The 17,630-nt window shown below is 36.1% G+C and carries 15 protein-coding genes; 4 read left to right on the top strand and 11 right to left on the bottom strand.

The features are described 5' to 3' along the window. Positions 1-6 precede the first annotated feature (6 nt). Positions 7-2,640, top strand: a complete 2,634-nt coding sequence (locus SMAR_RS07000; protein WP_011839631.1) for an ATP-dependent helicase — start codon at positions 7-9, stop codon at positions 2,638-2,640. 11 nt (positions 2,641-2,651) lie between these two features. Here the strand turns inward: SMAR_RS07000 and SMAR_RS06995 are convergent, their stop codons facing one another. After that, positions 2,652-3,404: a DUF2192 domain-containing protein gene (locus SMAR_RS06995; protein WP_011839630.1), complete on the bottom strand. Its 753-nt coding sequence runs from the start codon at positions 3,402-3,404 to the stop codon at positions 2,652-2,654. Further along, positions 3,382-3,672, bottom strand: coding sequence for a hypothetical protein (locus SMAR_RS06990; RefSeq protein WP_011839629.1), 291 nt, complete (start codon positions 3,670-3,672; stop codon positions 3,382-3,384). The genes SMAR_RS06995 and SMAR_RS06990 overlap by 23 nt, the downstream gene beginning before the upstream one ends. A 5-nt stretch (positions 3,673-3,677) precedes the next feature. Here SMAR_RS06990 and SMAR_RS06985 point away from each other — a divergent pair, with 5 nt between their 5' ends. Beyond that, positions 3,678-3,944, top strand: coding sequence for a hypothetical protein (locus SMAR_RS06985; RefSeq protein WP_011839628.1), 267 nt, complete (start codon positions 3,678-3,680; stop codon positions 3,942-3,944). Between the two features lie 27 nt (positions 3,945-3,971). Here the strand turns inward: SMAR_RS06985 and SMAR_RS06980 are convergent, their stop codons facing one another. Then, positions 3,972-4,361, bottom strand: a complete 390-nt coding sequence (locus SMAR_RS06980) for a hypothetical protein (RefSeq protein WP_011839627.1) — start codon at positions 4,359-4,361, stop codon at positions 3,972-3,974. Next, positions 4,354-4,707 (bottom strand): helix-turn-helix domain-containing protein, encoded by a 354-nt coding sequence (locus tag SMAR_RS06975; protein WP_011839626.1) that lies wholly within the window; start codon positions 4,705-4,707, stop codon positions 4,354-4,356. The genes SMAR_RS06980 and SMAR_RS06975 overlap by 8 nt, the downstream gene beginning before the upstream one ends. A 301-nt stretch (positions 4,708-5,008) precedes the next feature. Here SMAR_RS06975 and SMAR_RS06970 point away from each other — a divergent pair, with 301 nt between their 5' ends. Next, on the top strand, positions 5,009-5,887 hold the full coding sequence (locus tag SMAR_RS06970; RefSeq protein WP_011839625.1) for an MDR/zinc-dependent alcohol dehydrogenase-like family protein: 879 nt from the start codon (positions 5,009-5,011) through the stop codon (positions 5,885-5,887). Here the strand turns inward: SMAR_RS06970 and SMAR_RS06965 are convergent. Beyond that, positions 5,871-7,088, bottom strand: coding sequence for an aminotransferase-like domain-containing protein (locus SMAR_RS06965; RefSeq protein WP_011839624.1), 1,218 nt, complete (start codon positions 7,086-7,088; stop codon positions 5,871-5,873). The genes SMAR_RS06970 and SMAR_RS06965 overlap by 17 nt on opposite strands. Positions 7,089-7,161: 73 nt before the next feature. Here SMAR_RS06965 and SMAR_RS06960 point away from each other — a divergent pair, with 73 nt between their 5' ends. Further along, the gene (locus SMAR_RS06960) at positions 7,162-8,724 is read left to right on the top strand and encodes a radical SAM protein (protein WP_011839623.1); all 1,563 of its coding nucleotides are present in this window, start codon (positions 7,162-7,164) and stop codon (positions 8,722-8,724) included. Here SMAR_RS06960 and SMAR_RS06955 read toward each other — a convergent pair. The 6 genes from SMAR_RS06955 to SMAR_RS06930 form a co-directional block, all read right to left on the bottom strand. Continuing rightward, positions 8,721-9,815: a hypothetical protein gene (locus tag SMAR_RS06955; protein WP_011839622.1), complete on the bottom strand. Its 1,095-nt coding sequence runs from the start codon at positions 9,813-9,815 to the stop codon at positions 8,721-8,723. The genes SMAR_RS06960 and SMAR_RS06955 overlap by 4 nt on opposite strands. Next, positions 9,802-10,224 (bottom strand): Zn-ribbon domain-containing OB-fold protein, encoded by a 423-nt coding sequence (locus tag SMAR_RS06950; protein ID WP_011839621.1) that lies wholly within the window; start codon positions 10,222-10,224, stop codon positions 9,802-9,804. Before SMAR_RS06950 ends, SMAR_RS06955 begins: the two co-directional genes overlap by 14 nt. Before the next feature lie 17 nt (positions 10,225-10,241). After that, positions 10,242-11,300, bottom strand: a complete 1,059-nt coding sequence (locus tag SMAR_RS06945) for a hydroxymethylglutaryl-CoA synthase (RefSeq protein WP_011839620.1) — start codon at positions 11,298-11,300, stop codon at positions 10,242-10,244. 137 nt (positions 11,301-11,437) lie between these two features. Continuing rightward, positions 11,438-13,189, bottom strand: a complete 1,752-nt coding sequence (locus SMAR_RS06940) for an ABC transporter permease (protein WP_011839619.1) — start codon at positions 13,187-13,189, stop codon at positions 11,438-11,440. A 12-nt stretch (positions 13,190-13,201) separates the two neighbouring features. Then, a complete protein-coding gene (locus SMAR_RS06935) occupies positions 13,202-14,308 on the bottom strand; it encodes an ABC transporter permease (protein ID WP_011839618.1) in 1,107 nt (368 codons plus the stop codon). Between the two features lie 162 nt (positions 14,309-14,470). Next, positions 14,471-17,560 (bottom strand): peptide transporter, encoded by a 3,090-nt coding sequence (locus SMAR_RS06930; protein ID WP_148676773.1) that lies wholly within the window; start codon positions 17,558-17,560, stop codon positions 14,471-14,473. Positions 17,561-17,630 lie beyond the last annotated feature (70 nt).

Genomic DNA, 17,630 nt, shown 5'->3' with positions numbered 1-17,630 from the left:
AATGTATTGGTAATAGAGTTTGCCAAGCACAAGTATAGTGATAGAAAAATATTATCTATGCTCAGACCATATGTTGCTGAATGGTTTAGTAAAACATATAAGAAATTCACACCACCCCAGAAAATGGCTATTCCTTTGATCAAAAATGGACACAACGTGCTTATATCAAGTCCTACAGGTACTGGTAAAACATTAGCTGTTTTTCTAGGAATACTTGATAACCTTTATGCAAAGGCTGAAAAAGAGGGAAAACTTCCTGAAGGTGTTTATGTAGTCTATGTGAGCCCCTTAAGAGCTTTAAATAATGATATGCGTAGAAACTTGTTAAAACCTATACAGGGGATCAGAGAAGTAGCTGAGAACCATGGTATTGATCTCCCAGAGATAAAAGTGGCTGTTAGAACAAGTGATACAAGCCCGTATGAGAAACAGAAAATGATAAGGGATCCACCACATATATTGATCACAACACCTGAAAGCTTAGCAATTGCATTAAATGCTCCCAAGTTTAGGGAACGATTAAAGAATACTAGAATACTAATCGTAGATGAAATACATGAACTAGCGAATAGTAAGAGAGGAAGTCATTTAAGTCTAAGTATTGAAAGACTAGAAAACCTAGTTGGAAAACCGCTTCAAAGAATAGGATTGAGTGCAACAATAGCTCCTCTAGTAGAGGTGGCTAAGTTTCTCGTTGGATATAGAGATGATGGCGAACCTAGGGATTGCCTAATTGTTGACGCAAGATTTTCTAAGCCGATAGATATTAAAGTTATTGCTCCTGTTAAAGACTTAGTTCATGCTTCCGCAGAAGAAATAAATAATGCAATATATTCTACGCTTGTGAAACTTATTAAAAAGCATAGAACAACATTAGTCTTCACTAATACACGTAGTGCTACAGAGAGAGTTGTGTATAAACTTAGAAAGATCATGGAGAAAGAAAGAATCGTGGATATAGATGAAATAGAAGCTCATCATAGTAGTTTGAGTAGAGATGTCCGCCTTGAAATTGAAGAAAAACTTAAGCAAGGAAAGCTTCGTGTAATAGTAAGCTCTACAAGCTTAGAACTAGGAATAGATATAGGATATATAGACTTAGTAGTACTACTCAGTAGTCCGAAAAGTGTTTCAAGACTCCTTCAAAGAATTGGAAGAGCGGGTCATCATATTAGACAAGTAAGTAAGGGGAGAGTAATAGTTGTTGATAGAGATGATCTTGTTGAATGCACTGTCCTAGTAAAAGCCGCATATCAACACAAAATTGACAGGGTACGTATACCTAGAAATCCACTAGATGTGCTTGCACAGCACATTGTAGGTTTATCTCTTGAAAAGAAATGGGATATTAGAGAAGCGTATAGATTAATTAAGAGAAGTTATTCTTTCCACACTTTATCGTGGAGTGATTATATTAATGTTCTAAAATATCTTTCAGGCAAGTATGGAGACTATTTTGAACATGCCAAAGTCTATGCTAAGATCTGGTTTGACGAAAATGAGGGGGTCTTTGGTAGAAAAAGAACTGCGAGAATGATCTATTATCAAAACATTGGTACGATACCGGACGAGAGCAAAGCACATGTATTCACAATTGATGGAAAATATGTTGGGGATCTAGAAGAAGCTTTTGTGGAATATTTAATTCCTGGGGATCTATTTGTTCTAGGTGGACGCGTATACGAATACGTGAAGAGTGTGGGGTTTAAAGTATATGTTAAGCCAGCTGAGGGGGCAAGACCAACTGTTCCAAGCTGGTTTAGTGAAATGCTTCCGTTAGCTTATGATTCAGCACTAGAAATTGGAAAATTTAGAAGACTTATCGCTGAAAAAATAATAAATCTTCCTCGAAGCCAAGTTATTGATTGGTTAAGAAAAGAGTATAGATTGCAGAGGCATGCGGCTGAGTCAATATATGATTATATTAAGGAGCAACTATTGTTCACTGGAGGAATAATTCCGAGCGACAAACTCATCATGATCGAGATCTTCGATGAGCCTGGGAGAAGAAACATTATAGTACACAGCCTATTTGGTAGAAGAGTTAACGCCGCATTATCTAGGGCTTACGCATACATAATAAGTAATGAATTAGGTGTGAACGTAAAGATAACAGTAACAGACAATGGTTTCATGCTTACAATTCCAATTAAGAAAAGCATTGATTGGGCTTTGGCGTTCAAAAAACTAACGCCTGAAAACATTGAGGATATTTTAAAGAAGGTTCTTAAAAGAACAGAAATGCTTAAAAGGAGATTTAGACATTGTGCAGTAAGATCATTCATGATTCTAAGAAGGTATAGAGATAGGGAGAGAAGCGTTCATAGACTACAAATAAATGCTGAGGAATTATTGAAGGCTATAGAGGATCTGCCCGATTTTCCTGTTTTAAAGGAAACATATAGGGAGATACTAGAGGATTATATGCATATAGAAGCTGCTAAGGAAGTATTAGATAATGTTAGAAAAGGTGAGATTAAAATATCCGTGATGGGACCTAATAATATACCGAGCCCGTTCTCGCACAGTATAATTGTTCATGGATATAGTGATGTTGTATTAATGGAAGATATGAGAAAGTTGCTGATGCTTCTCCATGAAAAAGTAATAGAGTATCTTAGGTTGAGAAAACTATCTTAGCAAACAATTGGTTAATTCTGGTTTTCACTAGTATTATCCTTATCTTTCCTATTTATCGATAAGATTCTTGACAAAATCTTATCGGGTATGTTGAATACTTCTTTAGAAATTATTGCTACGTACTCATCGCTAGGTATTGTTCTTGGGAAGCCTAGTCTTAAAGCCATTGCTCTTTTAAATGCTTCTTTGAATATTTTATTCCTTATTTCCCCCCTATAAATTCCCTCTGCGACTTTATATGCTATATAGAATCTTACATAGTTCCTAACAGTCCTTTCCTCCTCGGGTATAGCTTCAAGTGTTTTCTTCAATATTTTAGCAAACGCTTCTTCATCTAAAAAGCCCAGTAAGAGCCTTGTAAAGGCAGTTCTAAGCATTCGTGCTACTGTATTACTATCAATAACTGCTGCGGAGCTGGTTTTCTTCAATATTGCTCTTGCTTCACTATACTGTCCAGCTAGTATTTTATCTATGGCTTCCTCAAATCCCTTCTCTAAATAGAAGATTTTATCAAATAATTCAGGGTATTCATTATCTATTCCTAAACCATATTTACCTATAACATATAGGCTAGCTAGTTCTTTATCATATAGATCTGGTGGTGTAGCTTTGCCTTTTAATGGTTTAATTTTGTTTTTCTCATAAGTTTTCCTTAGAAGATCAGCAACATCTCTTCGTGTTAATTTGTTTTGTTTCTTAATTATCTCGCCTAATAAGTTAACAAGAATTTGTATTCTTTTCCTATATGGATCCCTCTCGCTCACGCTGTTTCAACCTCATCTCTTTATCATATTCTCTCAAAAACATTCTTCGAATGGAAATTTCTAATCCACGTAAATTCCCAGCATAGACTCTTGCTTTAACTTTGTTTTTATATACTATTATTTTAACGCGGTTTTTATCAACAATCATACTTATTTCAAACTTTGACTTATATTCCTTAATCCTAGAAATATATGTTTCTCCATATTTTTGTCTGAATTCTTTCAATAATCTTTCTAATATGTTTATTAATCTCGGTAAAGATAGCATGACATATGCCTCCAAAATGTTTTAGACTCATATTAATTTATGGAGTTGAACAATATCTGCCAATAGAGATTCTAAATACTATATGTAAAAACCATATCGTTATATGTGTTGATAAATATCATGTAAATAATAAATACTGCGATATTATAACAGATGATCTTATCTCGAGTATAATAGATGATTCCGAAATTGTTGCTATTACCAAGGAAGCATATAATTTGTTTCTGGAGAAAAACCAATATATACGAAAGATCGCTTTATCAAAACAATAAATACGTAGAGCAACTGCATATAAAGATCTATCTTTTTCTCCAGGGGTAGGTGAGCTTTATTAATCCAGTATTTTTAGAAGCCTCTATTAACCATCCGGCAAGAATTTTTGCCAATCTCCTACAAGCATCCTTCTCGTCTAGTTCTATAGAGTAAGCCTCTCTATATGCTTCTTTAGCAATATCGCATTTAATCCTGTTTAGGAAATAGTCAGTTAATTGCTCAAGAAGATCAGCTAAATTTATTTTTTGTTGAATCTCAACTTGTTCCTTTAAATATGTGAAGTCATGGGGCGCGAGAAGAGCATCTTCCACGGGTATTCCTTTCTTTCTCAATATTTTCCAATACTTGATTAAAGGGGAATAGTCGCCGACTACTGATTTATCAGCAAAGAAGGGAAGCTCCTCATTATTACTCAATTTCTTTTATAACCTCTTTTAGCTTTCTCAATAAATATTCTCGATATTCACTCTTATCTATACTTTCATAGAGTCTTTTTAAGGCCTCTGCTAAATCATCAATAATTATTTTTATCAACTTTTCCTCTTCATATGGAGCCATGATCTCTAATGCTTTTTCAACTGTTTCATCGCTTGGATGTGTTTTCCTGTAAATGTATTTTCTAATAGCTGTTGTTGATACACCCAATTCCTCAGCTAGTTGTCTAATGCTCCTAGTAGATAACATTAAATCAATTATTTTAAACCTGGCTTGCTTGCTTAACCAGTGAATAGGGAGATTGATCTTCTCTATTTTCTCGGTCAAGATTTGTACCCTTCTAAAATGTTATACCTTACCATATTTATTTATTAACAGCCTATTTAATAGCTGGCTTTCTCAACATATACTGTTTCTAAAAATTTAATTGAATTATTTGGCAGTTACTTAAATATTCATATAATTAAGAAACATTACTTAGATATATTCAAATTTATAGCGGTAAAATCGTGTAGTTATGCATTATTTCAAATATTAAATATGGAGTTGTGTGTTTAAACATATATAGGCAACAATTTATTATTGATAACAAGTACCCTTATGGTTATTCCTTATAGGTGTCATTGTTATGATAATTAGGCAGATTGTTTATAATGGAGAATATTATGTCTCTGAAAGAGAGATCTTACCAGTGAAAAAAGGAGAGTTACTAGTTAAACCTTTGAGTGTTTATATTGGGTTATTGGAAAATTCATATATAAGGTATACTTATCCATCAAAGTACCCTATAGTTCCTGGTTCTTTCGGTATTGTTAGAATATTAGAGGAGCCATATTCTAATAAAGGGTATTCAGGCAAAATAGCAGTAGTTAATCCTATTACTTCTAATGGTATTTTAGGGCTAGATATCGATGGTATTTTAGGTTCTTACGCAACTATTCGTGAAGAAAATATATATAAACTCGTTGATGAAAATGATCCATATTTGTCTCTTATCCCCCTAATAGAACATGGAATATTTTTAGGAAAACACAGCCATGGAAGGACCTTGATTATAGGCTGTAATATCCTAGCATATATTATAGCGAAGTTTTTCGATGAAAATAAAAAGCATAATTATGCTTTACTATGCTATGATAATAGAAGGGTATTGAGGAGAATTAATGGTAGAGTTTATGTTAACTTGGGAGAACTTGATCCATATTATGATTCCATCGTAATATTAGATTCCATGTTTGGTTTAATCCATAAGGTTTTAACACATATTTATTTCAACAATATAATTATATCAGTGTTTAGTTTCATTAATTTCCTCCCTCTTAAGCTTAGTGAAACATACAATGTATTATATACGATGAAGACAGATAGAGAATCGCCTCATATGGTCGAAAAAATAATTTCCTCGTTAAAAAAAGATATTAAGATTATAAGAGTAAATGATATTTCTAAGACTATAGGTTTACTTCCTCCACGAGGCCTTGGAGCTGTTATTAGTTTTCATTCTTGATTAGCTCAGCTATTCTTCTAATTCCCTCTTCTATTATTTCAGGGGGCGGATAACTAAAGCTTAAACGCATACTGTTAGCACCGCTTCCATCAGTGTGGAAGCTTTGCCCTGGAACATATGCTACTTTATACTTATCTATAGCTTTTCTCAGCAGTCTTCCTGTATCGAATCCTTCTTTATTGACATATACAAATACAAAGAATCCTCCGACTGGCTCCGTATACCATACGTTTTCTGGGAAATACTCCTTTATAGCCTTGATCATAGCATCACGTTTTCTCTTATAGAATGGAGACAATTTGTGTGCATGCCTAGTTACCAGCCCTGACCTAATAGCCTCAGCTACTATAAACTGGTTTAGTGTAGGACTATGTAGATCCATGTATTGTTTGACTAATTCTAATTTTCTCGTTAATTTTTCGGGAGAAGCGATCCAGCCTATTCGTAGTCCTGGAGCAAGTATCTTGCTTACTGTACTCATATATAATACCCTGTCTTCGCTATCATATGCTTTAATAGGTGAAACATCTACTGTTTCGTCATATACGAAGTAACTATACGGATCATCCTCTACTACAAGTAAATTGTATTTATTAGCTATTTCTATTAAGTGTTTCTTTCTATCAGGTGGCATAGTAGTTCCAGCAGGATTCTGTGAGACAGGAATTGTATATATGAATTTTATCTTCTTGCCTTCGCTAACTAGTTTTTTAACTGTTTCCTCCAACAAATCAGTCCTCATACCGTGTTTATCTATTTTTATACCTACAAGCTGAGCACCTCTAATCTTAAAAGCTCCCAGAGATGCAAGGTATGATGGATTTTCAGTGATTACTATATCTCCCGGATCTAAAAGTGTTCTGGCAACTAGATCTAGAGCCTGCTGGCTACCTGTTGTAACAATAATATTTTCAGCATCGATACTAATACCTCTGCTTTCTAAGAGGAAGTGTGAAAGCATTTCTCTTACTTCCAATATCCCTTTGGTCTCACTGTACTGAAGTGCTTGATCGCCGTATTCTATAATCATTCTCTTAGCAATCTCTGCTAATTCTTCTCGTGGAAAAGTTTTAGGATCCGGTATGCCGCCAGCTAAGCTTATTACGTCTTTTCTCTCCCTAATAATTGCCAGGATCTCTCTGATCTCTGATGCCTTAATACTTTTAGCTATAGAACTAAAGAAGTTATCGTAAGCAGTCAACACGCGTCCACCGAGTAATGATATAATCAGGAACAAGTCTAAAAAAATATCGATAAGAGCCGGTGAGGTAAAATTGGAATATAATGTTGTTAGAAAAAAGATTAGTAAAAAACTAATTAGGATAGCATATGTCTATCCCAGCACATATGAATCCATGCTTTCCAGTATAGTTACTCATCTAATTTATTACATGTTAAACGAATTATATGATGAAGTCTATGTCGAGAGATTTTATTTGAAAAACTTGTTTGGAACCGAGGAGGATCCTAGAAGTATTGAGACAAATAGTCCATTAAAAGATTTTGATCTAATAATAACAAGTATTCATTATGAACCAAACATTTCGGGATTACTACGGATACTATATTCTTCCGGATTAGAAGTTTACAGAGATAAGAGAAGAATTCCGATTATTGCCGGTGGACCTGGAGTAATTGCAAATCCTCATCCATATGAAGATTTTATTGACGCCTTCATTATAGGTGAAGCAGAGGATACATTACCTAAAATAATAGATGATTTCATAACCTATAGAGATAATAAAAGTGGTTTTCTAGAAAAGATATCATCGTATAAATATGTTTATTCTCCAGACTATACCGATGAACTAGTATATAAAGAATGGACTAAAAATCTTGACAAAGCCTACTATCCTATAAAACAAATACAAAATACTGAGATCGAACCAGTATATGGACGTGGATTTTTATTAGAGGTAAGTAGAGGGTGCAGGTTCTGGTGCAGATTCTGTATGGAATCAAGATTATTTAAACCATATAGGAGGAGAAGTAATAATACATTATTTAACCTAATAAATAGAGGTTTATTAGTTAATCTTCTAAAACGCGTTATTATTTATTCATTACTTTTCCCCGGAGGAAAAGAAGATATTAAATTATTAGAATATCTTGTTTCTAACGAGATTAAAGGTTCGCTACCTTCCCTAAGGGTTGAATATGTTAACGATTATTTCTTAGAACTAGTAAAGGATCTTGGGCAGAAAAACTTAACCATAGCTCCTGAATCATTCAACACATTTATTCAAAGAATTTATGGAAAATATTTTGATCTTAATATAGTTAATGAATCAATAGATAAAATAATAAGCAAGAATTTTAATTTAAAGCTTTACATCATTTTCGGAGTAAAAAATGAATCTTTAAATGATAATAGAACAAATATAAATGCTTTAAGGAAAATAGCGAAGAAGATCAGAGAGAAGAATTTGAAGCTAACTATTACGCTTAACCCATTAGTTCCTAAACCTAAAACAGTTTTTCAATGGTTTGGTATGATCGATCTTGAAAAAGCAAAAAATATAGTACGATATTATCGTGGAGAACTCAAAGGATTAATTGATACTAGACCATTATATGTGAATTGGGCATGGATACAAGGCAGTATTGCATTGGCTAATAATAATATTTCCAAGGTATTAGTTGAGTGGAGTCTGAGCGGAGGTGATCTCGGTAGTTGGAGAAGAGCTCTGAGAAATAATAGTTATAGTACATCGTATTTATTCAATGGTTATAGGTATGGTGAACCCCTACCCTGGGATGATATAGTTCTGGACGAATATGTTGAGAAAACTCTTGAAAGCGAATATTATGCATTGACAAGAATCTTAAATGGTTAGACAGATTCTTTAGCTATGCTAGCTATTAATCCTATATAAGCAACTAATACTAGCGCTGATGCTATCTCTGACAAGTATTTGGATTTCAGAGATTCTAATTTAAGAATGCCTACTACCTCCTTATTCATAATCGATAATTCATTAATATTAATAGTTAGAGGAAGTATTATTCTTGAATTAATAGATACAGTTATTTTTCTAAATTTAGTAAATACATTGTATTGGCGAATATCTGATCTGAGCGCATATTCTGGTTTAATACCTATGGATGAATAAAATGATGTTAGAACACCAAGTATTACGGGTTGTAATGAGTTATCTATTGGTTTTAAGTCTTCTAATGCATTATATGCTTCGAGGAATAGATTAGGCTCGATATTGTAGTCTCCAAATCTTCCTTTATGAATATCAGTATTAATACTGGTATCAAATACTAAGTATGGAGTAATCACTGGTATTTTAGACCCTATAGTTTTTATTAATAATTCATTGAGATCGTTTTTCTCAATCCATTTTGAGAGAGTCTCGCAAATTCCATTTTCTCCTATCATAACAGTATTTATTATATGTCCCGCACCCCTACCGAAACATAGCACTTTTAGTTTCTCGTATTCATTAAGAGCTTGTATTTCTGATTCCACTATTCTACATAGATCAATTGGACTTCTTCTAGGGGAAACTGTGAATAATCTTAACCAGCATCTATTTATTTTTACTCGTATACGTGTATCTCCAATAATTTTAGCTCCTAAATCTACTGCTTCCATTAGTGCCGGATAAATTGATGCCAGAGGAATGTATTTCTCGTCCCTTATATAGTATCCATCTATTTTTAACGGACCTATTACTGTCACGGGTATTTGGATGGCGCCTATGGATTTATATGATATTTTTCCCTCTGTTTCCACGAAGTCTAATATGGATGAACCAGTTGCTGATAGCGATATATTTAGTTTTTCTTCTAGGATTTTTCTTCTTAATAGTGTAGCTATATTTTGGTTTTCAACTAGTTCATCTACTTCTTCTAAGGGCTTTTTAGATGATTTAAGTTTTGATAAAAAATCTTTTATGCTAGATCTACGTTCCCCCAATTGTTTTTATCACCGGTCTATAAGCTATACCGTAATGGATTAGACCTGCTTCCCGGTCCTGATTTATTCTTCTTAGAACGGGTTCTAATAAAATTCCCTCTTTAAGTTCTTCGGGCAATACATCAGTTATTGGTGCAAGTATTTTGACGTGTGTTTCAACTGTTTCAACTATTCCTATTATTCTTGGTTTCTTATCCTCGAATCCTATAGGTGTGGTATATATTATTGTCCATGTAAGAAGTTTTGCTTTTTCTTTATCCAAATATATTTCCTCGAGATCCTTTGAGCCACAATATCTGCATACGCTTGATGGAGGATAATTTATTCTTCCACATTTTCTACATTTAACAGCTTTTAATCTATAATGAGACGCTCTTTCACGCCAAAATCTAGGTATTGAGAACTGCATGGTTGATCAATCCTCTATCATATTCTCTTTATTAAGCCCCTATATTTTGCATATAGTGCGTAGTCAATATAATGTTTCCTAGCCAAGTAGTCGTCGACGCGCGGTGCTTTATCTTGTTTCTCAAGTATTTTATCGGTAACAATAATACTGTAAGCATCGCTACCAGCACCGCTTCCGAATGGTGCCAATAATATTCTTTGCCCGGGTTTAGCTATGTCGAGAACTCTGGATAAACCTATTAGGGCTGATGAGTTGTAGCTATTGCCAATATATGGTGTAATGAGCCCTGGTAATATTTTTTCTTTTGGAAAACCAAGTCTTCTTCCAACAGTTAATGGGAATTTACCGTTGGGTTGATGAAATATTGCATAGTCGAAATCATCTGGTTTAAGCCCTGTTTTCTCAAATAATCCCTTTACAGCGTTTATTATATGGTGAAAATATGCTGGTTCACCAGTGAATCCTTCCCCGTGCAGTGGGTAGGGAACATGTGCTCTGCGCCAAAAATCAGGCGTATCGGTTACATAGGTATAGCTCGCCTCAAATACTGCGACAGCTTGGTCTGCAGGACCTGTTATAAAAGCAGTTGCTGCAGACGATGCTGTATACTCGAGTACATCTCCAGGATTAGCTTGTGCAGTGTCAGAACCGATTACTAAAGCATATTTAACCATGCCAGATGCTATTGTAGCAATACTTATTCTCAATGCTTCACTAGCTGCTCTACAAGCGAACTCTAGGTCTGAAGCCATAGTATCTGGTGTGATCCCCAATGCTTCAGCAATAATTGTTGCTGAAGGTTTGACTGCGTAGGGTTTTGATTCTGTACCGAACCAGACAGCACCTATCTCTTTAGGATCAATTTCTGCTCTGGCTAAAGCGTTTTTAGCAGCTTCCCATCCAAGAGTTACAGCGTCTTCATCGATTCCAGCCACAGATTTTTCTTCAACCATTAATCCATGAGGGGTTTCTGGCGCAAAACCCCATATTCTCGTTATTTCTTCTAGTTTAAGCCTCCACCGAGGAATATATGATCCCCAACCAATTATTCCTGCTTCTTTCTCGGGAATTTTCATACTTTACACCTTAGAATAACAAATGAATATTATTCTTAATGGTTTACTAATAATGATTATGGAGACCAAGAAATTAAGGGTTATCCCGAATATATTGTAAAAAGCTTCTCATATACAATCATGATTAGTTATATCTGTTACCTTGTCCTTAACCTAGGCTCTACGATTCTCTCTAAAGCCATACCGATCATTACGAATGTTAATGCTGTTATTGCAATCATTAATCCTGGCGGAAGCACCCACCACCAAGCATTAGCTAATACTGCACCACCCCTGTTGGCTTCATAGAGTATTTTACCCCATGTTACTATATCTGGGTCTCCTAATCCGAGGAAGCTTAGGCCAGCCTCTGTTAGAATTGCTCCTGGTACGCTTAGAGCCATAGATGCAAATGCGTATGGTAGTAGTTGTGGGAACACGTATTTAAACAGTATCCTCAGGTTGGAAGCGCCAAGTGCTCTAGCAGCCTCTATATATGGTTCTTCTCTGATTTGTAGAACCATTGAACGCACTGTAAACTGTAGACCTACCCATCCAAACGCTATTAATAATGCTATAAGTATCCATATACTTCTGCTTACGAAATATGATAGTAGGATCAATAATGGTAGAACAGGTAATGAATATACTACTTGCGCTATTCTCTGCATTGCAACATCAGTATAGCCTCCACTATATCCAGAAGTCATACCATATATGACGCCAATCATTACCGCTCCAAATGCCGTTAATAAACCTATTAATAATGCCCATCTAACACCATATGTTATAGCAGACCATAAATCCCTTCCCCTATTATCGGTTCCTAGAAGCCCATAAGCTCCCATTATTCTTGCCTTTACAGGAGTTATTGATACGTTGACCTTACCTACGTCATTAGGCTTTATTCTTAGGAGAAATAGAAATTCTGCCTTATATGTTCCTTTTAATACACCTGGTTGTCCACTAATGATCTCTGGTGTTGCCTTGGAAAACGTTATTTTCATGAAATCAATAAGTTGTCCTGGAACAAGCTCTACACCTGCTTTATCCGTTATAGGTTTTAGAACCTGTATTAATCCTAGTCCTTGTTGATAGTTTCTTGCTGCACTAGCGTATTCTGTCAAGATAAAGAACCAATCAGTATCATTCTTTATAAATAGTCTTGTCTCATTTTCTACCTTAACATATGTATACGGGATCTTCAATAGATCTAGGATCTCTCTTTTTCCAAGCTCAGCATACTGGTTAATATCGTATGGGTTGGAGGGATAACTATAGCCAGGTATTAATGATATCGTGATATTATCAGGTCTCTTAATATATACTCCAACACCTTGCTTTAGATCGTTATATAATATGTTTCCAAAGTTTAGTCTTAATCTAAACGCAATATCCTTTGGCGGTTTGCCGGAGTTTAGATCGAAGATGTACGTTAGATTAGCATATATTACTTCGCCAACTTGACCTTGCTGAACAGATTTTTTCCATAACAGTTGGAGTATTTGTTGTAGCTGACTCCATGTTAGATTAACATGGTATTTTTCTCTAAATTGTTTTATTATTTGCTGTGTTTTTCCTGTTTCATTCATATATTTTACGTATCCATCAAATGTCATTAAGTTATATTTCTTTATTGTGATCTTAATATTGTTATCCGGTATATCGTGAGTTACCGGGTAGGGATTTGGATCTAAAGCGTTAGCCCATGTTGGAGGTGCCAATTTGGGCAACATTCTATCTTGCCAATACTCGTTATCATACCAGTGATCCACATCTGCTGGATTAGCTATAACTGGGAAGAACACTACTAAACCTACAAGGATAAATAATAATATTAATCCAGCTATACCGATTTTTTGTCTTCTAATCTCGAACCAGAATTCTCTAATAGACTCTGAGAGCGGCATGTCTTATCACCTTTAACCTTGTCTCCTACCCACTCTGACACGTGGATCTAGGAGCATGTAGATGAAGTCTAGAGTGAATATGACTACGATGAATAGGAATGTTGTTATCCATGTATTCGCCATTACTACTCCTGAATCACCATTTTGTATTGCTATCCAGTATGTTAGACCCATTCCAGGCCATTGAAATACTGTTTCCGTAATTATAGCGCCACCCAGCGAGCCTACTAGGGATAATGCTGTCATAGTAGCTATTGGTGGACTAGCTGCTCTTAAGACATGTTTGTATAGAACAAGTCTTTCAGGCAATCCTTTTGCTCTGGCAACCATTACGAAGTCTTCTCTAAGTGTTCCCAACACTATGTTTCTCACAATATATGCTCCACCACCAAATGTGACAAGGACAATAGTGATTAGTGGTAGAGCCATATAGTATAGCCATGTCCTTATATAGTCGAAAATATAGAATGGCGAGCTCGGATTAAGTTTTCCTATTGCAGCATATACTTCTTTAGCAGCATATGGGAACAATCCTAGATGATACGAAAATACAAGAAGCATTAGTATCCCTACCCACCACATTGGCAAGCTAGCAGATAGTAGTGCAATACCTGTTATTGTTCTATCCAGGACACTTCCAGCACGTTTAGCAGATTGCAAGCCCAGATAGATCGCGATAGCTAATTCTATTATTGTTGCAGTAGTAAATAATATTGCTGTAGCTCTTAATGCGTTGAAAACTACTTCTGCAGCATTAGTGCCTCCTCCCGGATACGCTACACCTTGCCTAATAGGGAAAGCTGTAAAATTAAATATTATAGCATTCCACGCATACATCAATATTCTCTCATGTAAAGGTTTTGTTAATCCTAGGCTTTCCCATATGGTCTTGTTTAGAAGCTTTAACTTCTGCTGTATCACCTGCTTGGGCGCGCCGGTTCTTGCCATCTGTTCTTCTAATTGTCTAGCTCTCAAATTATACATCTCTTTAGCTAAACCCTTGAGATAAGTATCTGCTTGGATCACAAATATTGTCGACATTATTATAGCAACTATAACGAGAACAACTATAATATTTATAATGGTAGTAGCAACTACACGACCTATACCAGCCGCCATTATTCACACTCCTCCTAGTCCCTTTGTAGATTAATATCGATATAACTTATAAATTTAAGGTTAACAAGTCAAAACATTTTATTCAATAAACATATAAGAAGTGTTTTTGATGTTTAAAAAAGATATTGATTTGAGTTTAAATATTACGACCCTAGATAGTTTTTATTTCTTTCTTGTGTAGTACCATGCTATTATTGCTATTATTATGATTATGATTATTGCTACTATTATTGCCCATGTTGTTGTGCTTACTCCACCTGCTGCTGGTGTTGTTGGTGTTGTTGGTGGCGGAGATGTTGTCGTAGTAGTTGTAGTCGTGGTTGCTGGGGGAGTTGTGGTTGTAGTTGTGGTCGTGGTAGTAGTAGTCGTAGTAGTAGTGGTCGTAGTAGTAGTTGTTGTAGTAGTCGTGGTTGTCGTAGTCGTTGTAGGAGGCGATGTAGTGGTTGTAGTTGTTGGTGGCGGAGTTGTTGTCGTAGTCGTTGTAGTAGTGGTGGTTGTGGTCGTAGTTGTTGTAGTTGGAGCTGCAGCAATAACTGTTAATTCTAATGATCTTATTATTGCTGTTCCAGACTCTGGATGCTGAATTACTATCACGAGGTAATATGTGCCTGACTCATTGAAGAATTGTGCTGCTAGTTCGTCGCTGAAGCTGATATTATAGACGCCACCACCCAGATCAATAATGGCGTCCTCAGGAACATCGCCGACCTTAACTGATCCGTTCTCTGTTGGCTTGTAAACTGTTGCTAATATGCTGAAACCTGAAGGTGTTAATTCTTGGTATTGTGGAGCTATTTGTACGAGCTTCAATGTTATTTGTACGTCGAATGCGCCGATGACTATTTCTGGTGCTGATATGTCTACGAGCTGTGGAACTACTAGCCTGAACTTATTGGTCCAGTATCCCTTCGGATATACGTTATCATATGGCTGGAAATATTTCATTACTAGCTCGTTGGTTGACGGGTTATAGGATTCTACATAGAATGGTCCATTACTGATCATGGCATGTCCGTATGTTGTTATAAAGTTGATTGCATCTGTGTATCTTGTTGATGCATCATTAACTGTTAATCCTGGGAATGTTGATATGTATGGTGGTATGAAGTTTTGTGATTGTAGAGTTTGTAATGCGCTCTGTATTTTTGATGCATGTCCTGGATCAATGAAGCTTATGCCAACACTTTGTCCTTCACGATCGGTCCATCCGAATGGATAGGATGAACCTGGCGGTGTTTCCTTGTTCACAATCAAATACTCTGCGGCAGCCATCACATGCCATGGTACATCAGGCCAGAATGCAACTTGTGCTGCAACTAGTACTTTATATACGTCATCATATGATGTATAGATTTCAATAGCAGTGCTGTTGAGTACCTTAATACCATAAATAGTGCCCATAATCCATGACATACTAGAATCTATTTCTGGATCATAGTATGGATCAGTTTCATTAGTGACTCGTGAATCATCAAAGCTCCATTCCCAGTAGAATCCATACCAGTATAGGACATCAGCCATTGTTATGTCTGATCCATCATGCCATTTACCAAACTTGTAGTTTAATATGACCTTTACAGGTGCCGATGTAGGCTTGCCGCCGTAGAAGTAGTCTGCTGCCTGATCATTCATGTTCTGTATGTTAACCCACTTGTCCTGTACAGGATCATATACGTAGGCATCATTTGGTATTGTGAAGTTTCCGCGTTCAACATCGAAGCTTTGTACACGTACCGGCTCTGGAATACCTGTATCAGGTCTGCTGTAGAATGCGAAGTCTCTTATTTGCCTACCCATTAACTCGCTGTATACATCAGTGAATCCTAGCACAGTGTTCCATGCACTCATGAATAATGCTCCAGATGATGAGTATTCAATGATCTTTAGTTTTCCATCAGTTGTTGTCAATGTTCTTATAGCCCATGGTGTCCAGAATCCACTGGCCTTTCCTGGAATTAGAGAAACTACTCTGTCCTTGTTGACAGCTGTGTATTCCCAGTTTTCTGTTACGAATACTCTTATGGATTGTTCAATACCAGCTCTCAGCATCCATGCGATCTCATTGAATAATTGGTCTACGTTTTTCTCAGTATATGTACCATAATATAGGTCTACTCCTTTTTCATACATTGTCCTGTTAAACCAGTACCACCACGTTTTGACTTGGTGGTTTGGACCATATCCTCTTAGTGGTGCATAGAAGAATGCTGTATCATATCTTGCCCATACATCAATGTCTTCGCCCATGCTTACCCATCCTTCAGTATACATGCTCCATACTACTCCGCCTAGTGCAGTGCTAGTTGTTACTGGGTTTGTTCCATAAATTACAGGTGTTACTACACTTCTTTCTTTCTCTATTCTTTCTACATGTATGTAGAAGTATTTCTCTATCCAATCAGCGATTTGTCTACCAATATATAATCTCTCATCTTCTACACGTATTACAAAGTAGACAGTTACAGGTTCCTCGCTACCATCACCTTTCACAAAATACAGCCATTTTCCTCCAGGAGCGTCAGAAGCGTCTCTTAACTGAAGATCCATTCCGTATTGTTGATAGATCTGCCTAACCTTGTTTAATGCATTTAAGAAGATCTGTTGTGCCTTTTGTTTGTCGCCGGTCGGAGTTAATCCTAGTTGTTCATATATTTGTTTAGCATGATCATACCATGGATGACTGGGTCTAATTGCTCCTAATGCAGGTGCAGCGCTTCCACCATAGATCTTTCTAACAATTAGGTCTCTGTCTATTAGGAATTCTAGAGCATATCTCATCTCGCGGATGCCCCATGGGTTAAAGTGGACTTGGCTCCAAGAAATGTTTTGTCCTATCTGTGTCCAGTTTACCCAGTTTGTCGGTGGATCCCATACGAGTAGTCCTGGTATTTGTCTACCAGTTAGGTTTTTATCAACTAGTTCTACTGTACCATTTGCATTAGGATCGATCACGTTGGCTGCTGGGTTTAATGCTATGTCAACATATGTAGTTGTTGACCTAATTAGTTTCAAGTTCTGACGATACTGTGGATCAATCGCATCATATTTATATAACGGCACTGACCAAGCAAATACATCTGCTTGACCCTGCGCAACCTGTAGTATAGCTGGTTCTTCCTGTGTCGATGTTGTCCAGGTTATCTCGGTTACTGGTTGTCCTTGGTTTTGAGCCATTGGAATTGGGGGAGTAAATGATAATATTACTATAGCTAATGCTATGATTCCAACCAAGAGTTTATAATTCACAATCATACACCCCATTTAAATGCTTCCTTTAGTCTCACTGTTAAACAATTAATCAGTGATTCCTTAAAAAAGTTTT

Origin of the sequence: Staphylothermus marinus F1, from assembly GCF_000015945.1 — an archaeon.
GTDB lineage: Archaea > Thermoproteota > Thermoprotei_A > Sulfolobales > Desulfurococcaceae > Staphylothermus > Staphylothermus marinus.
This window is presented reverse-complemented; position numbering and strand designations above follow the sequence as displayed.